The sequence below is a fragment of the Sphingobacterium sp. UBA2610 genome, assembly GCF_002339225.1.
In the GTDB taxonomy this organism is placed as follows: Bacteria; Bacteroidota; Bacteroidia; order Sphingobacteriales; family Sphingobacteriaceae; genus Sphingobacterium; species Sphingobacterium multivorum.
Genome location: NZ_DDKA01000019.1, coordinates 230,359 through 253,848, shown reverse-complemented (window position 1 = coordinate 253,848; position 23,490 = coordinate 230,359). Strand labels below are relative to the sequence as shown.

General features: G+C 40.7%; 15 protein-coding genes. 8 read left to right on the top strand and 7 right to left on the bottom strand.

Going from position 1 to position 23,490, the window contains the following annotated elements; all coding sequences use genetic code 11:
- Positions 1-19: 19 nt before the first annotated feature.
- The 6 genes from B4Z47_RS13755 to B4Z47_RS24575 form a co-directional block, all read right to left on the bottom strand.
- Complete coding sequence (locus B4Z47_RS13755; RefSeq protein WP_070561326.1) at positions 20-445, bottom strand: hypothetical protein; 426 nt, start codon at positions 443-445, stop codon at positions 20-22.
- Between the two features lie 272 nt (positions 446-717).
- On the bottom strand, positions 718-2,388 hold the full coding sequence (locus tag B4Z47_RS13750; RefSeq protein WP_159333463.1) for a RagB/SusD family nutrient uptake outer membrane protein: 1,671 nt from the start codon (positions 2,386-2,388) through the stop codon (positions 718-720).
- Positions 2,389-2,484: 96 nt separating this feature from the next.
- Positions 2,485-5,544: a SusC/RagA family TonB-linked outer membrane protein gene (locus B4Z47_RS13745; protein ID WP_201640026.1), complete on the bottom strand. Its 3,060-nt coding sequence runs from the start codon at positions 5,542-5,544 to the stop codon at positions 2,485-2,487.
- A gap of 433 nt (positions 5,545-5,977) precedes the next feature.
- A complete protein-coding gene (locus tag B4Z47_RS13740; RefSeq protein ID WP_070561320.1) occupies positions 5,978-6,910 on the bottom strand; it encodes an EamA family transporter in 933 nt (310 codons plus the stop codon).
- 3 nt (positions 6,911-6,913) lie between these two features.
- Positions 6,914-7,300: a RidA family protein gene (locus tag B4Z47_RS13735; RefSeq protein ID WP_070561318.1), complete on the bottom strand. Its 387-nt coding sequence runs from the start codon at positions 7,298-7,300 to the stop codon at positions 6,914-6,916.
- A 12-nt stretch (positions 7,301-7,312) separates the two neighbouring features.
- On the bottom strand, positions 7,313-7,444 hold the full coding sequence (locus B4Z47_RS24575; protein ID WP_313372293.1) for a DUF6728 family protein: 132 nt from the start codon (positions 7,442-7,444) through the stop codon (positions 7,313-7,315).
- Between the two features lie 148 nt (positions 7,445-7,592).
- On the opposite strand from B4Z47_RS24575, the gene nagA reads away from it, so the two are divergent.
- The 3 genes from nagA (at position 7,593) to B4Z47_RS13720 (ending at position 11,159) form a co-directional block, all read left to right on the top strand.
- A complete protein-coding gene (nagA, locus tag B4Z47_RS13730) occupies positions 7,593-8,699 on the top strand; it encodes an N-acetylglucosamine-6-phosphate deacetylase (protein ID WP_070561317.1) in 1,107 nt (368 codons plus the stop codon).
- Between the two features lie 95 nt (positions 8,700-8,794).
- Positions 8,795-10,420, top strand: a complete 1,626-nt coding sequence (locus B4Z47_RS13725; RefSeq protein ID WP_286727416.1) for a glycoside hydrolase family 10 protein — start codon at positions 8,795-8,797, stop codon at positions 10,418-10,420.
- Between the two features lie 184 nt (positions 10,421-10,604).
- Entirely contained in the window at positions 10,605-11,159 is a 555-nt protein-coding gene (locus B4Z47_RS13720) for an acyl-CoA thioesterase (protein WP_070561313.1), read from the top strand.
- A gap of 18 nt (positions 11,160-11,177) precedes the next feature.
- Here B4Z47_RS13720 and B4Z47_RS13715 read toward each other — a convergent pair whose 3' ends face one another.
- Positions 11,178-11,810: a DUF6266 family protein gene (locus tag B4Z47_RS13715; RefSeq protein WP_286727415.1), complete on the bottom strand. Its 633-nt coding sequence runs from the start codon at positions 11,808-11,810 to the stop codon at positions 11,178-11,180.
- A gap of 597 nt (positions 11,811-12,407) precedes the next feature.
- Between B4Z47_RS13715 and B4Z47_RS13710 the strand changes: the two genes are divergently transcribed.
- The 5 genes from B4Z47_RS13710 (at position 12,408) to B4Z47_RS13690 (ending at position 23,482) form a co-directional block, all read left to right on the top strand.
- On the top strand, positions 12,408-15,581 hold the full coding sequence (locus B4Z47_RS13710) for a SusC/RagA family TonB-linked outer membrane protein (protein ID WP_070561310.1): 3,174 nt from the start codon (positions 12,408-12,410) through the stop codon (positions 15,579-15,581).
- A gap of 10 nt (positions 15,582-15,591) precedes the next feature.
- Positions 15,592-17,481, top strand: coding sequence for a SusD/RagB family nutrient-binding outer membrane lipoprotein (locus B4Z47_RS13705; protein WP_070561308.1), 1,890 nt, complete (start codon positions 15,592-15,594; stop codon positions 17,479-17,481).
- Positions 17,482-17,599: 118 nt separating this feature from the next.
- Entirely contained in the window at positions 17,600-18,250 is a 651-nt protein-coding gene (locus B4Z47_RS13700) for an N-acetylmuramoyl-L-alanine amidase (RefSeq protein ID WP_115046431.1), read from the top strand.
- A 444-nt stretch (positions 18,251-18,694) separates the two neighbouring features.
- Positions 18,695-19,939, top strand: coding sequence for an exo-beta-N-acetylmuramidase NamZ family protein (locus B4Z47_RS13695; RefSeq protein WP_236590821.1), 1,245 nt, complete (start codon positions 18,695-18,697; stop codon positions 19,937-19,939).
- Between the two features lie 51 nt (positions 19,940-19,990).
- Positions 19,991-23,482, top strand: a complete 3,492-nt coding sequence (locus B4Z47_RS13690; RefSeq protein WP_286727414.1) for a SusC/RagA family TonB-linked outer membrane protein — start codon at positions 19,991-19,993, stop codon at positions 23,480-23,482.
- Positions 23,483-23,490 lie beyond the last annotated feature (8 nt).

Genomic DNA, 23,490 nt, shown 5'->3' with positions numbered 1-23,490 from the left:
GTTTCTTAGGCTCGAGTAACTATTTTGAAGCGGATTCTTCATATTTAATGTCCGCTTTTCCTTCTTTACAGATCACGCCCAATGGTTTGCGATAAGATATACAATTTATTTTGGGCGCCATCATTGGTTGGTATATTTCCATTAGTCGGTTGTTGTCATTGATCATGTTTTGCAAGGTTGTTTTGTCTACCGATTTATGATAGGGGAGGTAACTTGTTCCACATACTGTCCGTATTTCTATCATTTCCCATTCTGTGGCATCAGAACATGCTTTAGGGCTCGCAAAGGCAATGATTTTACTGTATTTTTCATCGGATAGGGATTCGAGTTCCTTTTCTGTTTTGTCCTTGTAGGGATTTTCTAAATGTGATTCTGATTTACAAACAACAAATAGCATGCAACATGCCAGGAGGGTGATAAAACCCAGGATTGAGAGATTTTTCATAATATTCTTCTTGGTTTTTTTAATCAAACGGGTAATTCTTTATCTCTGCTACAGGAACTTTCTATTAAGTTTTTGTTAAGAGAAATTTGATTTTGAAATCTTTTGTGGATGATTTCTGTTGTATTGTAGGTTTAAAACAACATTATTTAGTTGACTTTGTAATATAGTTACAACAATCTGGAAATTTTGATTAACTTTCAAGACATCATAAAAAAGGGGCAATCCAGTTATGGATTGCCCCTTTTTGAGATTTATCTCGGCTAATCTCTTGATTAGAAATTACCCTTATTTACATCCCACCAAAGTCTGGTACCGCCGTTGTCAGGTCCGCCCAACAAGGAGATTGCAGATTGTACTTCAGGTGCATTTGTATTGTATTCATTTTGTGGGAACGGTAAACGACGGATCTGTATTTTAGTATCGATCAGTCCACCGCTATTGTTGACCACAACAGGGAATAGACGCGGATATCCTGTACGGCGGAATTCACTCCAGGCCTCTTGTCCTTCAGGGAAGATCGCCAACCATTTTTGCGTAATGATACGTTCCAATTTTTCTTCGTTGGTAGCGCCCTCATTCCATTTGATGGTCAGTGCGCTAGGTGAAGCTGCGTTATTCTTCGCGTTGAAAGGATCCTCGTAAGCCGCTGCCTTACTTGTATTATCATTGAGATAAGTGCTTAACCCAGCTGATACACCCCATTGTGTAAAGGACGTTTCCACTCCTTTTTCATAAAGTGATTGCGCTGTTCCCCCAGCATTGTTCCAACCTCTCAATGCTGCTTCGGCACGGAGGAAGTAAACCTCAGCAGCAGTCATTAATATCGGTGCTGTAGTCGCTACGAAAGTTGGCGTTGTACCTTCAGTATTCAATGCGGATAGCTTTTGGTATTTATCCTTTTCGATGCCGTCTGCTCCTGCACGGATTCCGATATATTTTCCCGCGAAAGCTGTTGTTGTTGCGTCTTTAATAACGGGAGACATATACTTAGAGATACGAGGGTCGTTCAATCCGGTCATATAAGACGAAAGTGTCGCATTGATACGCGTGTCAGCCCAGTTTTTGGAAATAAACCAAAGTGGGTTGCTGTAGGTTCCGTCTGCTGGTACAGTGATCTTGAAGTTTTCGCTATTACTTTCCAATACACCGCCATTTGCTGGATCCAATGCTTTTTCAGCTTGTGTTTTTGCTAAAGTTGCATCGATTTTAACCAAACGCATCGCTAAACGAAGACGTAACGAATTGGCGATTTTTAGCCAATTTTTAAATCTGACCTGATTATCGGTATTCGGAAATACCAAATCGATCTGGTCTATTTTAGCAGCCATTGGGCTATCCGCTTTGAATGATTTTAATGCTGTTACAGCCTCATCGAGCTCTTTGAAGAAAGCAGCATATACATCGGATTGTTTGTCGTATGGAACAGTATTGGAGGTGCCTACTTTACTATAGGGGATAGGACCATAGATATCTGTCACTCGGCTGGCAGCTTCTACTTTGATCACCAAAGCCGAACCCCATAATGCAGGGTAAGTCTCTGCAAGTCCATTGCTTTTTAGCTTTTCAATAGATTTGATAACATTCAAATAGAGTACTTTAAATGGTTCTCCATTCCATCCATTTACCATGGCGTAATTCAGGTTGTTCTGCCCGCTATTAAACGGAGTAGGAGACATGAAGAAACCTGAAAATACATCCGCATTTAGATTCTGTTGTACCTGATAGGAATTGGGATCGCCCGCGCCCGAGAAATTGTAAATAGACATCTGTGCATTTCGCAAGAAAATGACAAGATCTTGGCCATCACCTTTTAAATCCTCATCCGTAACGCCAATGTTATTTTTGTTATAGTCCTCAAAATTCTTGGTACAACTACTTAAGGTGCCGCCAAGCATTAAAAAAGCGAGTGAGAACTTGGATATGTTTTTTATGTTAAATTTCATCTTTTAATCGTTTGTATTTTAAGACTATATAAAATATCCTCGTCATTTTTACCGATATATGTGTTTTTTAACGAGGGATATTTCATTGTTGGTCGTTTAGAAAGTCGCATTTAGTGTAAGACCATAATTACGTGTTGCCGGCATCATAAAGATATCCACCCCACTTAAGGAATTACCTGTAGACATCGTTACTTCAGGATCGAATGGAGCCTTTTTCGAAATATAGAATAGGTTTCTTCCTACAGCATTTACGCGAAGTTTTTTGAAGAAACTGTCTTTAATATTGAAGTCATAACCGAAAGTCAATTCACGCAACCGCACAACCGTTCCGTCGTAAATATATTGGCTGCTAACCGGACCCATACCAGCCGTGGAAGTGTACCATTTTTCGGCGTCCACTGTTGTTACGGCTTTACCGCTTGGTGTAACCCCATTGATGCTAACACCGCCATTGGCACGGGCGTCGCCACTCGCTTTCGAGACACCGTAACCGTCAAGCAACGCTTGCGTCACGGACATCACTTCGTAGTCAAATTTACCATCGATCAGGAAGCTTAAGTTGAAATTTTTATAATTGAAACTGTTGTTCCAGCCCATTTGCCAAATTGGGTTTGAATTCCCGAGTTTGGTATAGGTGTTGTTTTTCTGCGGAATACCGTCCTCGGAAATAAGAATCCTTCCTTGGTCGTCACGTATAAAATCTTGCCCATAGATGTCTCCGAAAGAACCACCAACTTGCAATTTAGATGCAAAATTATTACGTCCCTCACCTGTTAGGGTAAATTCAGAAATACCGTCTGCAAGTTTTACAATTTTGTTTTTATTATACGTAAAGTTGAGGCTGGTTGTCCATTTAAAATTGTCATTTCTGATCGCATCCAATGATACCAATGCTTCTACCCCTTGATTTTGAATGTCGCCGGCATTAACTGCATACATGTTGTTGAGGGATGCATTTCCAGCTGCAATTTTGAAAAACTGATTGGTAGTGTTTGTTTTGTAATAAGTAACATCCACATTCAAACGGTTATTCCACATGCGCCATTCCGTACCGATCTCCAAGGAAGCCGTTTTTTCTGGTTTTAATTCCTTCAAAAAGGCAATATCATTCACGGTTAGTACCGCATATGGGTCTACCCGGTTGGTAAGCAAGGTAGTGTAAGGAGGAAGATCATTTCCGACTTTTGCGTATGAACCCCGAATTTTGGCCATATTCACAAATTCAGGTAGATTAAGCTTGTCGTTCAAGACGATGCCCAAACCGACCGATGGATAAGCGTATGGGTTTTGTGGTGTATAGGCCAATGTGCTCGACCAATCCCAACGTGAAGTCAGATCCAAATAAATCCAGTTGTCATAGGCTAAGTTAGCCGATGCAAATACCGATTGCAATTGTCTTCGGTTTGCAGACAATGTCGAAGTGACCGGAGTTGTCGTATTTTGGATAAAGAACTGATTGGGAACTTTGAGTCCATCTTTGCCGCTGGTAAAATCTGTACCTTCTGTTTTCCAGTCGGTGATACTCGTTCCAACCAATCCTGTAATTTGTAATTTATCGCCAATATTAAAGTTCATGTTGGCCGTTAAATCACCGTATTGTTGGGTGATCGTGGTATTGGTATAGCTATAAGCTCCATTTTCACGCGCTAAAATGTGCTGTGTGCCGGCATAAGCTTTCCGGTCCCATACTTCGCTGGTACGGTCTACACTACCGCGGGCCTGCACGCTGATCCAAGGTGCAATTTTGTATTTCGCACTACCATTCAAGAGCAAACGATTACGTGTTGAACGTGTTGAATTACGGTTCATAATCCACCAAGGATTTTGTTGGGTGGTTTCGTCGTCCGAAAGTGTAAACCAGTTTTGATCATAAAGATTACGGCCTGTGTTGAACGTTTCGAAATTTTTATAATCCGCAATATTTAAGCTGCGAGGTAATAGGTAGGTTCCCACTAATGGATTATAATAGAAACCTGAAGTAGGTGCATTATCTAATTTTTGCGTAATGTAATTGGCACTTCCTTCAACGGTCAGCTTATTATCAAAGAATGAAGCACTTTCCTTGAGATTGAAGTTGTGACGCATCAGGTCATTTTCTGGAAGAATACCTTTTGCAAGGGTATTGGCATAAGAAAAATACGTTTGGTTTTTCTCGTTACCACCTGACAAAGTCAATGAATTGGTGAAGTTGCTACCCGTACGGAAAAATTCACCTAAGTTATCATAGTCGGCACCATTGGTTTTGTCGCCCCAGCTAAATACACTGGTGTTACTGTTTTTGCCACCTGAACCTTGACCATATTGGCTTTGGAATTTCGGTGTCGATACAGCCTGTTCGATCTGTGCACTTGAGGAGAAGTTGATCGTTGTGCGGCCTTGTTTACCTGATTTCGTTGTTACCAAGATAACGCCGTTGGCCGCTTGGCTACCATATAATGCCGCCGCGGATGCTCCTTTTAATACGGAGATATTTTCGATGTCTTCTGGGTTGATCAATGAAATAGGGTCGCCACCATCACGTTGTCCGCCGAAAACGTTGTCTGGCTGGCTTGCTAATGTCTGATTGTTGATCGGAACACCATCGACAACATAAAGTACTTGATTGTTCCCAGAAGCCGATTTGTTACCACGCAAAATAACTTTTGCTGAACCACCTGGTCCAGAAGAGCTGGAAGCAATGTTAACACCTGCAACTTTACCGTTTAAATTATTCGCCAAGTTGGTGCTTTTAACTTTGTTTAATTCGTCACCACTGACCTGTTGTGTAGAGTATGTTAATGATTTTTGTGCACGGCTAATACCCAAAGCAGTAACGACCACGCTTTCCAGTTGCTGTGTCTGTTCGTCCAGACTTACCGTCACTGTCGTTTCGCCAGGACCAAGAGTTACCGTTTTGTTTTCATAGCCGACCGTACTGATGTTTAATATGCGGTTTTTGTCATCGACATTGATCTGGAATGCACCTTTAACGTCCGTAGAACTTGCGTTGGAAGTGCCCAATACTTTGATCGTGGCACCTGGAATAGGAGCTTTGGTTTTAGCGTCTACAACCGTTCCCTTAATCTGGTTGGTTTGCGCGTGCAATAAAGATGCTGAAAAAAGCATTGTTGGAACAATACCTAACACCCTTAATGTAGAGTATAATTTGTCATTCATATAGTATATGTGTTATATTCAGTTTTTTATATACATATTTTCATAACGGTGAAATTTCTAATGAAATGGGCTAATTCCATTTAGCATTTTTGGTTAGAAGAGGGGGATATTGAATAATCGGGGGGCGAAATAAGTGATTATTTATAATAGTATAAGCTATTCAATACCTAGTTATAGGAAGAAAGAGCGGTGTGATTTCCCTTAATAAAAATCTAATTTACTATAGTTGAGCAAAAATCAAAAATTTTATGAAACAAAAATGATACATGTCGGAAGGTTTTTTGGTGTAATTTGCTTGTAGTCACTGAAATGTGCGGTTTGTCATTTTTTTGAACAGCGATAGTGATTTTGTCTTTCACGATAAGAAAGATGTGCCCTATGTGATTTCAGACCATGTACTTGACTAAAAAGCTATTGCCGGATATGCGTTGATCTATCGTTTAGCATGTACCCTTGATATGGAAAAAGCCTCTTTGATGTTTTTGATATTAAATAAGATAATTGCGAGGAGTATAATTCCATATGCAACATACTTAATTGGTGAAACAGGTTCTTGAAAATAAGTTACTGCTAAAGTAAATGCGATCAGTGGGTTAATATAGAGGAGAACACCGGTTGTTGTCGATGAAATACCAATGAGTGCATACATGCTCAGGAAAAGGGGGATGATCGTGAATAAAGACGCGATAAGAAATATTGTGCCCCAAAACAGAGGTTCAGCAGGGATTGCATGATGATTATAGATCAGTTTAGGGATTACAAACAAGGCACATATACTGAGCTGGACGACCAATTGGTGGAGTTTGTCAAACCCGGTGGAAACCCATTGCACAATTAGATAGAAAGCGTAACAGGTGGCAATGGTAGCCGCCCAGAGGACATCGTTTAACGAGCCATTAGCCAGCAGGCAGACGCTGCCGAAAGCAATAAAAAGCGCTATTTTTTGCCAAAGGGTCAATTGTTCCCTGAGTATGATATAGGCTCCAGCTGCGGTGATGAGTGGGCAGGTCAGGTAAGCCAATGCGGCAGACTGGATGCTGATATGGTTGACGGCATAGATATAGGTAAACCAATTTCCAAAGATTAATCCCGAGGCCAGCAGGGTAAGGCAGATCTGACGAAGCTTGCCCGTCCGAGGTAGGAGCCGGAACTTATGGATATCAGCAGTCATGGTTTTTCTGCGGAAAAGCAAAAGATAAATCCAGAGTACCAGGAGCGCAGTGATTATTCTAAAATACAGAATATCTTCGGCAGGATAATCCCTTATCCACCGTACGGGGATAGACATAAATCCCCAGATGAAAGGGGCCAAAAAAGCCGCGAAAAGATATTTTCCGCGGCTTGCTGTTTCGTTGCTGTTTTCCACGGACTAATCTTTCCAGGCAATGACCGAAATCTCGACATTTACATTCTTGGGAAGGGTTTTTACCGCAACACACTCACGTGCTGGTTGCGCTTCTTTAAAATATTCTGCATAGACTTCATTGACTAAGACAAAATTACCCATATCGCTCAGAAAAATGGAGGCCTTGACAACATCCTCAAAAGTATAGCCAGCATTTGTCAGAATAGCTTCTATATTTTTCAGTACCTGATGTGTTTCGTCTTTTACACCTGATGAAATTAACTCCATTGATTCTGGGATCAGAGGAATTTGTCCAGAGACGTATAATGTATTACCGGCTTTGATTGCCTGGTTATAGGGGCCAATTGCTGCAGGAGCGTTGTCGGTATTTAAGATTTCTTTTTTTGACATGGATTACAGTGTTTAGGAGGTAAAACATATTTTGTAGATCAGGCCCAATAAAAAGACAATAATGGCCGTTGCATTAATGATATGCATCGCTTTTATGCTTCCATTTGTCGGGCGATCTGCGTTACGCTTTCTAAAAAAGTACATGGAACTAAGTTACAACAGTAAATTAGAAAGTTAAAATGAAAAGATTAAAAACTTTGAAAGGTTTTCTGTTGAGCTGTGAAACAAAATCTTGTACAAATGGCTGAGATTTTTTGAATATTAGTAAATTGGTGAACGAAATTGAAATTTTATGAATAAGGTAGCATTAATTGGGGGTAAAATATATTCAGGTGACGCGATTTTTGAGCAAAAGGCATTACTGACCAGCGAAGGTAAGATTGATGGGATCGTCCATGATCATGAAATACCTTCAGATTATGAGAGTTATCCAGTGAATGGAGCCAATATCTGCGCTGGGCTGATCGATCTTCAATTGTATGGTGACGGCTCGGACCTTTATTCGGCAGAGCGAAGTGTAGCCTCTCTGGAGCGTATCACCGAAGGTTTGGTCCGTAAAGGGACAACCTCCTTTATGATGACTTTAGCGACCAATACTATCTCTGTATTTAAGGATGCCATTCGGGTAGCAGAAGGTTTCCAGCACGATGCATTTTTAGGTCTGCACCTGGAAGGTCCTTTCCTGAATCCGAAAAAAAGAGGGGCTCATCCGGCGGATTTAATTGTTAGGCCCACGAAGGAAAAAATTGACGATCTTTTGGCAGGGAATCAGGTTGTCAAGATGATGACGATAGCACCCGAATGTATAGCGGACGATGTGCTACAGCACTTACAGGGCTACAATTTGCTGCTCAGTGCTGGGCATAGTGATGCAACTTTCGAAGAGGGTACCCGTGGTTACGATCTGGGAATCCCCACGAGTACGCACCTGTTTAATGCAATGTCGCCTTTACACCATCGCGAGGTAGGACTTGTTGGCGCAATTTTTAATCATCCGACAGCGCAGGCGAGTATTATTGTCGATGGGCATCATGTAAGCTTTGAAGCCGTGAAAATTGCAAAACGTCAGATGGGAGACCGCCTGTTTATGATTACAGATGCTGTGGCCGCTTGTGATAAAGATATTTATCATCATGTTTTGAACGACGGTTATTATGCGCTGCCTGACGGTACCATTTCAGGGGCCGCAATCTCGTTGCTTGAGGGGGTAAAAAATGCTGTTCAAAAGGTTGGCATACCACTCGATGAAGCGATCCGAATGGCTACGCTGTATCCGGCAAACCTTTTAAAGAGAGTGGATATTGGAAACCTTAATAAGGGAAGCATGGCGAATGTCATAGTCTTTAACGACGACTTTAAGTTGGAGCAGGTAATCTTCAAAGGTGAGTTAAAGTTCTGATCCTATTTCCGACAAGATCGGTCGTTTGACCCAGATTGACTAATATTATATGTATCTTCGTTAGTTATTTTGAAAAAACACTATTCTATAGATTGATGAAACGTTCCCTATTATTTTTAGCGACGGCTCTTTTTGTTTTGTCTTCTTGTTCATCCAAGAAAAATAAAAAGCAGGAGCCTGTCAATACCACAACTACAAATGTCGAAATTGTAAAAAAAGATCCGCCCTCGATACCCAAGCGAGAACGGGTAAAGAATACAGTTGAAACGAAAGCGCAGCCTGTTGCTGAAAAAAAGAAGGAAATTGTCGTCGATCTTCCCAAGTTACCACGTGAATTTCGGGCGGCCTGGGTTGCTTCTGTTGCCAATATCAATTGGCCTAGCAAGAACAATCTGAGTACAGCTGAACAGCAACAGGAAGCAATTGGTATTTTGGATTTTTTGAAAAACAATAATTTTAATGCGGTGATTTTCCAGGTGCGTCCCTCGGCGGATGCATTTTATAAAAGTGATCTTGAGCCTTGGTCGTACTTTTTGACCGGTACAGAAGGGCAAGCTCCTTCTCCTTACTACGATCCACTCGATTTTTGGGTCGAACAGGCGCATAAAAGAGGAATCGAGCTGCATGTTTGGTTGAACCCTTATCGTGCGCATCATACCGCTGGCGGTGCTGTTACATCAGCTTCCATGGCGCGCAAAATGCCCGAATCGGTTGTCAAATTGAAACAAGGGTATTATTGGTTTGATCCATCCAAACAATCGACACAGGATCATGCCGCACGTGTGGTTATGGATATTGTCAAACGTTACGATATCGATGGCGTACATTTTGATGATTATTTCTACCCTTATGCTGAATATAATGGCGGACAGGATTTTCCAGACTCGGATAGTTACAATGAATACAAACGCAATGGAGGGGATCTATCACGCGGAGACTTCCGTAGAAATAGCGTAAATACCTTTATCGAACGTATTTATAAGGATATTAAGAAAGAGAAGAATTTTGTAAAATTCGGTATTAGTCCATTTGGTATCTGGAAACCGGGTTATCCGTCAGGTATCCAAGGCTCCAGCCAGTATGATATGCTTTATGCGGATGCTAAATTATGGTTGAATAAAGGCTGGATTGATTATTTTGCCCCACAGCTATATTGGCCTATACAGCCAGCTAAACAGAGTTATACGGCGCTGTTAAAATGGTGGGAAAGTGAAAACACCTTGGGACGCCACCTTTGGCCGGGCATCAATACGGTAGGCAGACGTGGTCCGGAGTATGTTCAGGAAATTGTCAATCAAGTTGAGGCAGCAAGGACACTATTGCCGGATAACCGGGAAGGTGTTATCCACTGGAGCCTGGCTGGGTTGACTAAAAATCCGGCTATGACACAAGCTTTGGTTAATGGCCCTTATCAGGTTAAAGCATTGGTGCCTACTAGCCCATGGTTGAGTGCTAATCCCTTATTGAAACCGACTTTGCTGGTCACTCCACAAGGCGGTCATGTCTTTGCGAAATGGCAACATCAGCAAATTGATCAGGTCGCAAAATGGGTATTGTATCTCAATTACGGTGGTGTATGGCAATATGAGATTTTGGAGCCTGGAGTCACAAGTAAGGATATTCCAACGACATTGAACAACAAAAAATTGGAGTATGTTGCCGTTAAAGCTGTTGACCGTTTGAGTAACGAGGGGCCTTATGCTTCTGAAAAGATAAAATAGTTGGCGATTGCCTAGGCACCGCAAGAGAAAGGGATATCTGTATGTTGGATATCCCTTTTTTTAAGAATGTATTTGTCTTTATTGGTTGGAAAGAATTTTTAAGCAGCCTTTATAACTATTGTTGTTTGCTATTTCATGAAGGATTTGTTTTGAATTGTAATCTATCCAAGGTAAATTTATAGGTATGGAAGAAATCTATAAAACGGTAAGCGAATCGGTGATTCGGATGTCACAGCTGATGTTGCCATCCAATGCAAATTTTGGAGGCAAAATACACGGAGGTTATATTTTATCTTTGATGGATCAGATTGCATTTGCTGTAGCATCCAAATTCTCTGCACATTATTGTGTGACTGCTTCAGTAGGTAAGGTGGATTTTTTGAAACCTGTTGAGGTGGGGGAGTTAGTTACATTAATTGCTTCTGTGAATTATGTAGGCAACTCTTCCATGGAAGTCGGTATTCGGGTAGAAGCCATGAATATTCAGACGGGCGAAACCAAGCATTGCAATTCCTCCTATTTTACGATGGTGGCCAAAGATGAAACTGGCAGGCCTACCCGTGTGCCCCGCCTGATTTTGGAGACCGAAAAAGATGTGTTTCGTTTCTACCGCTGTGTGGTGAAGATGGAAGTTGACAAAGAAAGAGATCGTGCTATTCATGATCTGGAGACAGATTCTGCTGAACAGCAGGCTTATATCACGCAGCATTTTGATGTAAAGATCAATCTGGCTCCGTAACGGAGTGAAAGCTGTTTGCTACCATTCGAAAGTTCCCAGATATTTGCTATCTGTGCATTCGTCACTTCCGTCTGTTTTATGGAAGAACACATAGATGTGGTAGCTGCCGATGTGCTGTTGTCGTTGAAGTTTCACTGTCTGCGTTCGTTGGGAAAGTGTATTCATGCTTTCATTGGCAAATGCAACTTCTTCTGGGCAATAGAGAAGCAGTCTACAGCTGCCTGCGTTAAGATTTAGATTGTCATAATCCCAGGAGAGCGTGAATGTTTCTGTCTCTTTATCTACCTCAAATGTACAGGACGTAATCGGGTTAGGGGCTCCTTTACTAACGCGGAAGTTTTCATAATTGATGGCATAGCCAGTTGCAGTTTTTTCTATAGCATTGTTGAGGTTGTAGGACATGGCGTTGCTATAAGCCTTTTTATTAGGGTTATAGTTTTTAAATCCAACCCGTAATAAGGCTTTCATTGGGGAGATGAATTTTTGGATGAGGGAAAAACGCGAACGTGACTGGATTTGATCCGCAGAAGGTTTTTTTCTGCTTTTCCTAGGTAAGCCCCTTGCATAGGTTGTATTTCCATCGGTAACGAAAACCACAGATCCTGCTTTACCCGAGAGTGCACCATTTGCACCGTTTTTAATGACTGCCATACTATAAGTTAACTGGGATAAATTATGTATTTAAATTACAAAATAAATAATAATTTGTCAACACCAAATCCAATATTCTGTCGGACTTTTCACATTACTAAGTCGGTACTTATTCGGTATTTCTTCGCTTTCAACCGAAGAAGCACCGAACAAGTACCGAAGAAGCACCGAATAAGAACCGAGGGATCTTAGGAAATAATCTCTATCAAATAATGTAAACACCGGGCGTTTTTTTGCATAAAAGTGCTGTTGTCTGTTTGCTGTTGCCTGCTATTGGTAGTTTTATTGCGTTTGTATTAGAATTTGATGTAAAATGTGGTGAAATTGTCTAGCTAAATGCTTTTATAGGGTGTTTTTATGTGCGTTTTGTGCCGTTCTGTTGATGTTTAATGATTTTTTTTGATGTCGAATTATGCGTTTTTGCTTTAAAAGTGCATGAGTTTTAGTTTTTTTAGGAGGTTTGTGCATTTTTTTGTAAGATTTTGCTTGCGGTATGTTGCATCTGTTGAAAAATAGTTATACATTTAACGTGAATTAACTTAAGCTTAAAGTGGAGGATTCACTTTAAGTCAATTATACAAACCAAACATACCTAACATGAAAAGAAAGTTACTATTAATTCTTTCAGGTGTGATGCTTTCATCGAGTCTTTGGGCACAAACGAAAACTATTTCGGGAAAAGTGACCAATGCATCCGATGGAACTTCAATGTCTAACGTTACCGTTGCAATCAAAGGAAAATCTATTTCTACGCAAACTAATTCAGATGGTACGTTCACTATTAGCGCAGAGCCAGGAGATATCCTTGTCTTCCGTGCATTGGGTTCTTCAGAGAGCCAGAAGTTGGTGGGGAATGGAAATGTAATCAATGTGGCGCTTGTGAGACGCGAAGAAACTCTGGATGAAGTTGTGGTCACTGCGATGGGGATCAAAAAGGAGAAAAAAGCGCTGGGTTATTCTGTTCAGGAAATTGGCAGTAACGAATTGATGAAGAATAAGTCTACCAATATGATTAATTCTTTGGCGGGAAAGATTGCTGGGGTAAATGTGACGCAGACAAGTGGAGGTGCAGGTGCGGGGGCAAGTATAATTTTACGCGGCGGGACCTCTTTGCAGCGAGACAACCAGCCGCTTTTCGTTGTAGATGGGGTTATTTATGACAATTCAACTAATGTCAATGGCGATAGTGGCTTTGATGGTGCTCAGTCAACAAATTCCGTTTATAGTAATCGTGTAATGGATATAAATCCTGAGGATATCGAAAATGTTTCTGTATTAAAAGGGCCCGCAGCAGCAGCACTTTATGGGTCTAGAGCAGCAGCGGGGGTAATTTTGATTACGACCAAAAAAGGTAAAGAAGGAACTGCTTCTGTTAGTATCAGTTCGCGGTTCATTTCTAATTGGGCAAATCGTTTGCCTGAGCAACAGAACAGATACAAACGTGGTGAATATCAAATCGATGGTAAGTTGTTGGATGGAGATGCAACCACTACAATGGGGTCCTGGGGAGCACGAGCTGGCCAAGATGAACCCATGTATAATAACATAAAGGATTTTTTTAAATCTTCTAGTACTTGGGATAATTCGGCAAGTATTTCGGGGGGATCAAAAAATGGGAGCTTTTACTTTTCTGCTTCTGATTTCAGGCAAAACGGGATTATTCCAAATTCTAAATTTGATAAGTCTACTTTTCGCTTTAATGGAGAGCAGCGTTATGGAATTTTAAAAGTAGCGGGTAACGTGTCCTATTCCATTGCGGATCAATTGAGTTCTTTGACTTCTGGAGGCTTATATGGTGCCAGTGGTGAAGGTGCTGTCCAGGGGGCTTATATATGGCCGCGTAATTTAGATATGAAACATTGGCTAAATGATGATGGCTCTAAATATCGACTTTTCGATTTTCAGCTTGTTCAAAATGATTTCGATAATCCTTATTGGATCTTAAATAAAATGCCAAGAACAGATAAAACGAAACGTTTTACAGGAAGTTTTAATGCCAATCTAGATATTACCAAATGGTGGAGTATCAATTATACAGTAGGTATTGATCGGTATACCACCAATACAAATAGGTTGACGACTGCAGGTTCGGGTGTTGATATTCTTTATAAAAATGGTATGTTGTCAGAAAACGACCGTACTTATGAGTACGTTAGTTCAAACTTCATGACCAATTTTAAAAAGAAAATAAACGATTTTGATTTTAACTTAATGCTCGGTACGATGCTGGAAAATACCGGAGTTGAGTATAATGGTAGAAAAGCATGGAACTTTATTATTCCGGGCTTCTACGTGCCGACCAATGCTAAAAATACAGATATAGCCATTGCTCAGTCCAAAGTTAAGAAAAGATTGATCGGTGGATTTGGTGAATTTAGAGCTGGGTATAAAGACATTGCTTATGTAACGGTCACAGGAAGAAATGACTGGACTTCCACATTGCCGGTAGAAAATCGCTCTTATTTTTACCCGTCCGTTTCAGGTAGCTTGATTTTCACTGAGCTGTTGCCTAAAAATGATAATCTTACTTTTGGTAAGTTGCGGGCATCTTGGGCCAGAGTCGGAAAGGATGCCGATCCTTATGTGACCAACACCTATGTGGCGGGTGCAGAGTATACATTATATAATCAAGGTCAAGGGGTTGGAGTACGTAACGATTGGTTGAGAGGTAACACACAATTGGTTCCGGAAATTACTGAGGCGCAGGAGTATGGTGCTGATTTGAAGTTCTTTAAAAATAGATTAGGGCTTGAGTTTACATACTATAAAAATAGTAGCATTAACCAATTGCTTCAACCAAGGACCAGTCAGACTACTGGCTATATTTTAATGTGGACGAATGCTGGTAAGATTACAAATCGGGGATTGGAGCTTTCTATAACAGGCTCTCCAATTAAACGTGAGAATTTTAAATGGGATATCACGTTGAATACTTCACGTAATAAAGGTAAAGTTGAAGATTTGTTACCTGGTATGGATATTTTATATGTGACTGATGTCCAGGTTGGAAATGCAAAAGCTGCTTCTTTTAACCAAGGTAATTTTATGGCAATTTCAGGCTCTCAGTGGTTGAGAAATTCAGAGGGGCATTTGGTACTAAATGCGGAATCGGGCATGCCGACATCTGATGGTTTGGTTACACATGAAATCGGAAATAGAGAACCTAAATTATTTGGTGGATTAAATAATAATTTTCAATATAAAAACTGGAATCTTTCCTTTCTTTTAGATTATAGAATAGGTGGTGATATTTATAATGGTACTGATTATTATATGACCAATATGGGTATGAGTGCCCGATCTCAAGACCGTGAGAAATTGACAATCACAGGGGTCGTGAAAACAGGGGAAAATCCAGATAAAACACCTATTTATTCGGATCTGAAAACGTTTGAATACGAGGCTGGTAAGATGTATAAAATTGGGAATAAGGATGTGAGTGGTGAAAATATTATCAATAATTATTATTGGCAGGGAGCATATAACCTTGAGTCTGCCAATTATATGACGAAAACGAACTGGTTGAGATTGCGCTCCGTTACATTGTCATATTCGTTGCCAAATGAAACTTTAAAACGTCTGAAAGGGATAAAAGGAGTGACAGCAACACTTACAGGTACGAACTTGTGGTTATGGACCAATTATAAAGGAATGGATCCGGAAACTTCTGCAGCCGGTTCTGGTGCAATAGGTTCTAGTTCTGTTGGTATTGATTATAATGGAATACCAGCATTGTCCGGAGTATCGTTTGGTTTAAATGTTACTTTCTAAATTTTGTAGTATGAAAAGAGTAGTATTCGCACTTAGTGCATTGGCAATATTGAATTTAACTTCATGTAAAAAATGGTTGGACGTAAATGAAAATCCAACCCAGGCAAATGAGAAGGTTCCTACACCTGATTTACGCTTACGTTCTATCCAGATGCAATTTGTAGATGCTTATGAATCATCTGGGACAAGAGCGTCGTGGATAACGCAAAATGTTACTAAAACTTCTGGAACGGCGTCGAATGATGGTATTATTCGTTGGGATGTCCCATTGGCTTCGACAACTTGGCCGTATCAGGCTTGGTTTGTGTATACAGCATCCAATTTGGAACCGCTGATAGAAAAAGCGACTGCGGAGCAGGCATGGAACTACGTTGGCGCAGCGCAATTAATCCACGCCTGGGGGTTTATGCTGATGGAGGATATGTATGGGGAGATGCCATATACAGAAGCGTTGACACCTAATGTTTCTCCAAAATACGACGATGGAAAGACAATTTTTTACGGCTGTCTGGATATGCTAGATAAAGCAATAGAAAACTTGTCGAAAACACAAGCGGTTACAGCAACGCCATTATCAAATGGCGATATCTGGAATGGGGGAGATACAAAGAAATGGTTGAAATTAGCTTATGGTTTAAAGGCTAGATGGTTAAACAATTTGTCTAAAAAATCTTTCTATAATCCTGACGAGGTTTTGAAAGCTTTGGAAAAAGCCCAGCAGTCAAATGCTGATAATACAGTGATGGAAGCCATAAATACGAGTGAAACTGATAAGGCTGGAGTTGTGTGTTCGATGCAGTTCTCCAATTTGGGAGCCACGGGTAATAGGATGACCAAATGGTATACAGATTTATTGTTTAATACATTTACAGGTGGATCTGCTGTCCAAGATCCGAGAGCAATCCGAATGATTCCAAGCGGTGAATTTTATGATGCACAGGGTAAGAAGGTGTGGCGGATTTCGAAAGGAGTTGATATAATAGGTACAGATATTCGAACAAAAGGAGGTCCTGTAGCTTATGAGATTATGGCAACAAAAAAAGGGACGACAACGCACCCTTCTGGCTATGTTCGTGCTACGACTGCTGATCTGAAAGCTGATCCAAGTTATACAAACCGTTGGTTTACGACAAATACATCAACGGTTAGGCAAGGAGATTCTGTTTTTGTGTCTGTATATTCAGACCGTTTGGACTGGATAAAAGACTTTACCGATAATACAAATGATTATTATATCGCAAGCAGATATAATGGTATGTCCGAAAAAAATCCTAATTTCAATAGCGGTGTACCCAATATCAATTCGACAGGAAGTTTCTATATTCGAGCCGATGCGCCGGCTCATCTAGTGTGCTATCATGAAATGTGTTTTATTAAAGCGGAAGTTTTGTTTAGAAAAGGGGATCGCGCAGGCGCTCTTCAGGCTTATAGAGACGGGATTAGAGCGCATATGGAAGCGATGAATGTTAAGCTGAAAACTTATCCTCAGGTAAGGGGTAAGGAGGTCATTTCTGAAACTGAAATAGCTGCATTTTTAAGCAGTAAAGCGGTTGCTCAAAGTGCAGGAGAGCTGACAATGGCGAAAATTATGCAGCAGAAACAAATAGCGATGTCTTATACTGTTCAAAATTGGAATGATATGCGGAGATTTAATTACTCTGCTCCAGATCCTCAATTTGGAGTAGTTTATCCAGATTTTGGACGTCCATTTGAATTTGATGCCGCAGCACAAGAGTGTTATCCGTCTAGCGACCCTAATAATGTGCGTTACTGGCCAAGAAGAATTCAGCAATGTAGTCACGAAAGAAATTACAATGCAAATAATTGGATGGCCTCCAATCCAGAAGCTGCAAGCAGAACGATTCTTTCCTATCCTGTTTGGTGGGATACGAAAGAGTAGACTGTATAAAATCTAAGAATGAATTGCCTGGCTCCGCTAGATAGAGTCAGGCTTTTTTATGTCATGATTTTCGGTGAGCGGCATTTGGTTGGTTTTTATAAAGTTCATACCTTCGAATATGAAAAAGTTTCTTTTATTGCTCTTGTATTCTATTGGAATAGTGGTTTTATATGCACAATCGCCCAAGATTATTCAAAAACCCATTATCTGGGATAAAGACCGTATTCAGCTTTCGCTGGATTATCTTAAAAATCGGCACGGTCTATCGCAGTCGACTCCGGTTATCCATCCCAAAATGGTGGTAGTGCATTGGACCGCGAATAACAGCGTGAAAGCGACCTTTAATACATTCAATCCTACGCGGCTTCCGGGGCGTCCGGAACTGACCAAGGCCAGTGCCTTGAATGTATCTTCGCAATTTGTCATCGATCGTGACGGTACGATTTATCAGTTTTTACCAGATTCTATTTTTGCACGGCATACCATAGGTCTCAATTATTGTGCAATAGGGATAGAAAATATAGGTAGTCGCCAGAACCCACTGACTGATGCACAATTGAAAGCGAACGAAGAGCTTATCCGTTACCTCAGTAAAAAATATCCCATCGAATTTGTTTTAGGTCACCATGAGTACCAACGATTTAAGAAAACAAGCTGGTGGAAAGAAACTAATCCCAATTACATCACGGGTAAAGATGATCCGGGAGATAAATTTATGCATGAGCTAAGAAAGCATCTTGTCGATCTGAAATTGAACCCCCTGCCTTAAATCATGCCTAATCGAAGAATTTCGTTCTGCAGGTAAATTGCGTTTTCCTACAGGAATAAGTAATAAGTGTGCAATTGGTGATCGTTTTGCAATATATTTTGCTGGTTTGCTGTATTTTGCTGCATTGTTAATAAAATGTTAATTGTATTTGATTTGTTACATGAGCGTGTGCTCTGCACACTTACTTATTTTTCTTTTTAATCGTCTGAATTATTGTAATCGACTGTATTTCATTTTATTGTAATGTATTTTTGCTTTCAGTCTCAACTAGTATATTGCGGTTTAATTCCTGTTACAGAAGTAATTTGTAAGTGAATACTTACTTTCTTTTGCGTTTTTATGTTGCTTTAAGTTTTAAAAACGAAAAGTTCTACTTACTTTTATTCTGATTTTCAATTATTCGTGCATAAAACTGCAATTTGTGCATGATCTAAGAGTCTATTTATGATGAAAAATGCCTTATTAAAGTTATCCTTTTTAATTTCTGTTGTTGCTTGGGTTTCCTGTGGGAATTCGTTGAAGTCTACGCAAGCGAGCAAAACCGCAGTAAACAGCATGACCGGCCGGGTAACGAGCCAAGTTGTTATTCCGGGTGCAGATCAACTTACGCTGTATTTACCACAACTAAAAGGTAAGAAAGTGGGAATAATGGGAAATCAAACTTCCATTGTAGGGGCTGATAAAAAACATCTTGTCGATGTCTTGATCGATAATAAGGTTGATTTGAAGTTTGCCTTTGCGCCTGAACATGGTTTCCGCGGGAACGTTGAACGTGGTGAGAAGTTTGGGAATGATGTTGATCAAAAGACTGGTTTGCCGCTGTTTACATTGTATGGAGGTAATAAGAAACAAGATTCTATCGTCAATTCCATTGATGTGATGATCTTCGACCTGCAGGACGTTGGGGCACGCTTTTATACATACATCACTTCTTTGCACCGTGTAATGGAATTATGTGCAAAGCATAATAAAAAATTAATTGTACTGGATCGTCCAAATCCAAATGGCGACCAGGTGGATGGACCTGTAAGGCATGATGATAAGTTTAAATCAGATGTTTCCTGGCATAAAATAGCCATGATCCATGGTTTAACAATCGGCGAGCTGGCGCAGATGATCAATGGAGAGCGGTGGCTTGAGAATGGCCGCCAGGCCGATGTAACGATTGTACAGGTCAAAAATTGGAATCATAACAGTAGGTATGAGCTGCCGGTCATCCCATCGCCAAGTCTGCCAAATTATCTTTCTGTTCGGTTGTACCTTTCATTATGTCTTTTTGAAGGTACGGATATTTCGGTAGGTCGGGGTACGGATTGGCCGTTCCAGGTATTAGGTTATACAAATCCGGTCTATGGCTCCTTTACTTTTACACCGGGCGAACGTCACGGTATGTCCAAACATGTGGAGGGCAAAGGAACAGTCAATTATGGTGTTGATTTGCGCGGTCTGGATGCTGATCATCAAAAATTTACCTTAAAATATCTGTTGGACTTTTATCAAAAGACACCTGATAAATCCACTTTCTTCGCGCGGCCTGAATTTTTTGATAAGCTTGCGGGGACAAATCAATTACGTAAGCAAATCCTTGCCGGACAATCTGAAGCTCAGATTCGTGCTTCTTGGTCCGATGACCTGAAAGCCTATAAGCAAATGCGTAAAAAGTACCTGCTTTATACTGATTTCGAATAGCAATAACTAACAATATTAACTAGAATCATTTATTTTAAAACTCTATAATCAATGCGAAAATTTGTACTATTTTCTGTTGCTCTTGGATTGAGTTTTCCTTCTGAATCCTATTCTTTTGCAAAAAAAGAAGGTGCTTTGAATCGCGACAATTTAACAAGCGCCTTTCTGAGTTCTTCTGCAAAAAATGCGTTTCAAAATACGGTGCAAGGTACTGTAAAGGATGGAAAAGGTCCAGTCTCTGGGGTAAGCGTGTCTGTGATTGGCGGTACTGCGTCAACTAAGACTGATGCTCAGGGGCATTTTAAAATTACAGCTGCCGTGGGGAGCAAGTTGCGTTTTTCGTCTGTAGGATACGTGACGAAGGAGGTTGCCATTACTTCAGCTACGCTTGATGTAACATTAGCGGACGATAATCAAGCGTTGGACGAAGTGGTCGTTGTCGGTTACGGTACGCAGAAAAAAGGTAACCTTACTGGTGCGGTTTCATCGATCAATGTGAAGGAGAATCTACAGAGTCGTCCGATCGCCGATGTCGGCCGGGCAATTCAAGGAACGACACCAGGATTTAGTGTTACTGTACCGAGTGGTGAGGTTGGATCTGATCCTACCATGCGTATTCGTGGTGCAATATCTTCCATTCAAGGGAATAGTAGTCCATTGATCTTGGTGGATAATGTGGAAATCCCGAGTATCCAATATGTAAATCCGGATGATGTTGAGTCGATCACCGTATTAAAAGATGCTGCCTCTTCGTCCATCTATGGTGCGAAAGCTGCTTTTGGTGTCGTATTGATTAAGACGAAAACAGGTGGAAGTGCGGAAAAGGTTACCGTAAATTATTCTAATAACTTCTCATTCCAAAATCCATATAAAAAGTTGGAAATGGGACGTGTTAATGCCTTGAAATATACCATTGACGCATTAGAAAGAGTTGGCGGAACCGAAACTGGTGCTTTCTATAAAGTAAATAGAGAAAGTTATGAACGCGCAGTGGAGTGGGATAAAAAATATGGATCTTCAATCGGGAAAGATGATCCAACGGTATATGGCAGAGACTGGTATGTAGATCCGGGGTCGCCGACGAAAAAGTACGGTGTTAGAACGTATGATCCATATGATTATATGGTGCGCGAGTGGGCTCCCACACAAACACATAACTTGTCTTTAAATGGTACAATTAAGAAGACACAATATACAGCTTCATTTGGTTCGTTGAACCAAAGCGGTATGTTAAAGGCCGGCGATTCGGATAAGTTTAAACGGTATAATGCTGCATTAAGACTAAATACCGAACTGAATAAATATGTGACTATTAGGGGTGGAGTGATGTTTGCACAACGGAACAAGATCTATCCTTATGCGACAAACTCAACAACGGCCGATCCATGGTTGTACATGTATCGCTGGAGTTCCCTTTATCCAATGGGCTATGACGAAAATAACAACCCAATAAGGAGTCCATGGAGTGAAAATGAGGCGGCAAACCAAGCTTCCATGCTTCGCAATTATGTTAATTTAAGCGCTGGTGCTACAGTTAATATAATGAAGAATTGGAAAGTAGATGTAGACTATACATTTACCAATGAGGATTATAGCTGGCGTAAAAACGGGACGAGATATACAGCAGCCAATTCTTGGGTAGCAGCCAAACAACGGTTTGATGCACAAGGAAATCCAGTTTATGTCAATAAAGAAGGAGCTGTTGTCAATAAGGGAGATGCTGATGCAACTTTAGCTTATGATCTTTCCAATGATATGTATACAGCGAATGGTTCTGCGCAAGATCATATCTATATGCGTTCACAAAATGAACATAAGCATACTGTCAATGCATTTACAACGTATGAGCTCGACTTGAATGATGATCATAACTTTAAATTTATCCTTGGTTTAAATAGAGTAACAAACGATGGTTCTTTCCATTGGACACAGCGTGCTGATTTATTGGATATCACAAATCCTCAGTTTGATTTGGCTGTGGGCCAAATTACGGGTAGCGGTGGTGAGTATTGGGAATCACAATTAGGGTATTTTGGCCGTGTGAACTATGCGTATAAGAATAAGTATCTATTTGAAGGTAATATCCGTTATGATGGTTCCTCCAAGTTTCCAACAGATTTGAAATGGCGATGGTTTCCATCCTTTTCAGCAGGCTGGGTAGTTTCAGAAGAAAAATTCATGGACTGGTCAAGGGCTACATTAAATCAGTTGAAGTTTAGAGGTTCATGGGGTGTTATCGGAAATCAAACGGTACCTTCTGATCTTTATGTTTCAAACATGGATGCGGGTCAGATTAATTACATCGTCAATGGCGCATTGTTGAATTCTGTGGGCACGCCAAAACTGAATTGGCCAAACGTTACGTGGGAAGATCTGGAGACCCTGGATTTCGGTGCGGATGCCAGATTCTTCAAGAATAAATTAGGTTTGACGTTTGACTGGTATCAGAAGAAGACCAAAAATATGTTTGCTCCTTTGGAAGGAACAACACTGACCTTGGGTTCTGCGGCGCCTTGGGGTAACTTCGGTACCTTGACGACCAAAGGCTTTGAATTGGCCATCGATTTTAATCACCGATTTGAGAATGGATTGGGTATTAATTTTAGGGCTAATTTGGATGACTCTAAATCTGTTTTTAGTGGCTATACGTCATTACGCACTACCGGTGTGAATTATAATGGTCGGGTATATGGTGATATTTGGGGGTATGAGACAGACCGTCTGTACCAATACAATGATTTTGTATTGGATGGAAATAACAATCCGCAGTTGGTAAAACCAAATGCAGATATGACCAAATACTATGGAAGTACAGATAATGTCTATCTCTTGAAAGAGGGGCCGAATGGTGAAAAGCCTGTCTATCAGCCACGATTCCAAAATTCAACTAATTTCTATTTTGGTCCTGGGGATGTTAAATTCAAAGATTTGAATGGTGACGGCGAGATCGATAACGGTGACGGTACGATCGATAATCCTGGCGATATGAAGATCATTGGTAATTCGACGCCTCGTTATCAGTATGGCTTTAGATTTGGTGCCGATTGGAAAGGCTTCGATGTTTCAGCATTTTTCCAAGGTGTGGGGCAACGTAAAGTTTGGGGAGCAGGATTCTTGGCGATTCCAGGATTTAACACTTCAGATGGAGCAATGCCTGCAAGCTTTGTAAACGATTACTGGACGAAAGATAATCAAGGAGCATTCTATCCGGCTGCATTCAACAACGGCGGTAGTGCGAATGTCAATAATATGCAAGTTCAGTCCCGCTATCTGTTGGATATGTCGTATTTGAGAATTAAGAACCTAACTGTGGGGTATACAATTCCTCAGCATATCGTGCAACGAGCTAAGATAAATAACTTACGTGTTTATGTTTCGTTGGAGAATTTCTTCACTTGGGATAAGCTTCGTGGCTTACCGATTGATCCGGAAGAGGTGGGAGGCTTCTCGATTTTTAATGAAACGAATTACAACGGTGGACGTACAGGTGTTGGAACACCAACATTTAAGAGTGCCTCATTTGGTGTTCAGTTAAACTTTTAAACGAATTT

What these genes read in the sequence shown, in the direction of transcription:
- B4Z47_RS13755 (WP_070561326.1), bottom strand. Translation starts at nt 445, where the DNA reads ATGAAAAATCTCTCAATCCTGGGTTTTATCACCCTCCTGGCATGTTGC.
- B4Z47_RS13750 (WP_159333463.1), bottom strand. Translation starts at nt 2,388, where the DNA reads ATGAAATTTAACATAAAAAACATATCCAAGTTCTCACTCGCTTTTTTA.
- B4Z47_RS13745 (WP_201640026.1), bottom strand. Translation starts at nt 5,544, where the DNA reads ATGAATGACAAATTATACTCTACATTAAGGGTGTTAGGTATTGTTCCA.
- B4Z47_RS13735 (WP_070561318.1), bottom strand. Translation starts at nt 7,300, where the DNA reads ATGTCAAAAAAAGAAATCTTAAATACCGACAACGCTCCTGCAGCAATT.
- B4Z47_RS24575 (WP_313372293.1), bottom strand. Translation starts at nt 7,444, where the DNA reads ATGTACTTTTTTAGAAAGCGTAACGCAGATCGCCCGACAAATGGAAGC.
- nagA (WP_070561317.1), top strand. Translation starts at nt 7,593, where the DNA reads ATGAATAAGGTAGCATTAATTGGGGGTAAAATATATTCAGGTGACGCG.
- B4Z47_RS13725 (WP_286727416.1), top strand. Translation starts at nt 8,795, where the DNA reads ATGAAACGTTCCCTATTATTTTTAGCGACGGCTCTTTTTGTTTTGTCT.
- B4Z47_RS13720 (WP_070561313.1), top strand. Translation starts at nt 10,605, where the DNA reads ATGGAAGAAATCTATAAAACGGTAAGCGAATCGGTGATTCGGATGTCA.
- B4Z47_RS13715 (WP_286727415.1), bottom strand. Translation starts at nt 11,810, where the DNA reads ATGGCAGTCATTAAAAACGGTGCAAATGGTGCACTCTCGGGTAAAGCA.
- B4Z47_RS13710 (WP_070561310.1), top strand. Translation starts at nt 12,408, where the DNA reads ATGAAAAGAAAGTTACTATTAATTCTTTCAGGTGTGATGCTTTCATCG.
- B4Z47_RS13705 (WP_070561308.1), top strand. Translation starts at nt 15,592, where the DNA reads ATGAAAAGAGTAGTATTCGCACTTAGTGCATTGGCAATATTGAATTTA.
- B4Z47_RS13700 (WP_115046431.1), top strand. Translation starts at nt 17,600, where the DNA reads ATGAAAAAGTTTCTTTTATTGCTCTTGTATTCTATTGGAATAGTGGTT.
- B4Z47_RS13695 (WP_236590821.1), top strand. Translation starts at nt 18,695, where the DNA reads ATGATGAAAAATGCCTTATTAAAGTTATCCTTTTTAATTTCTGTTGTT.
- B4Z47_RS13690 (WP_286727414.1), top strand. Translation starts at nt 19,991, where the DNA reads ATGCGAAAATTTGTACTATTTTCTGTTGCTCTTGGATTGAGTTTTCCT.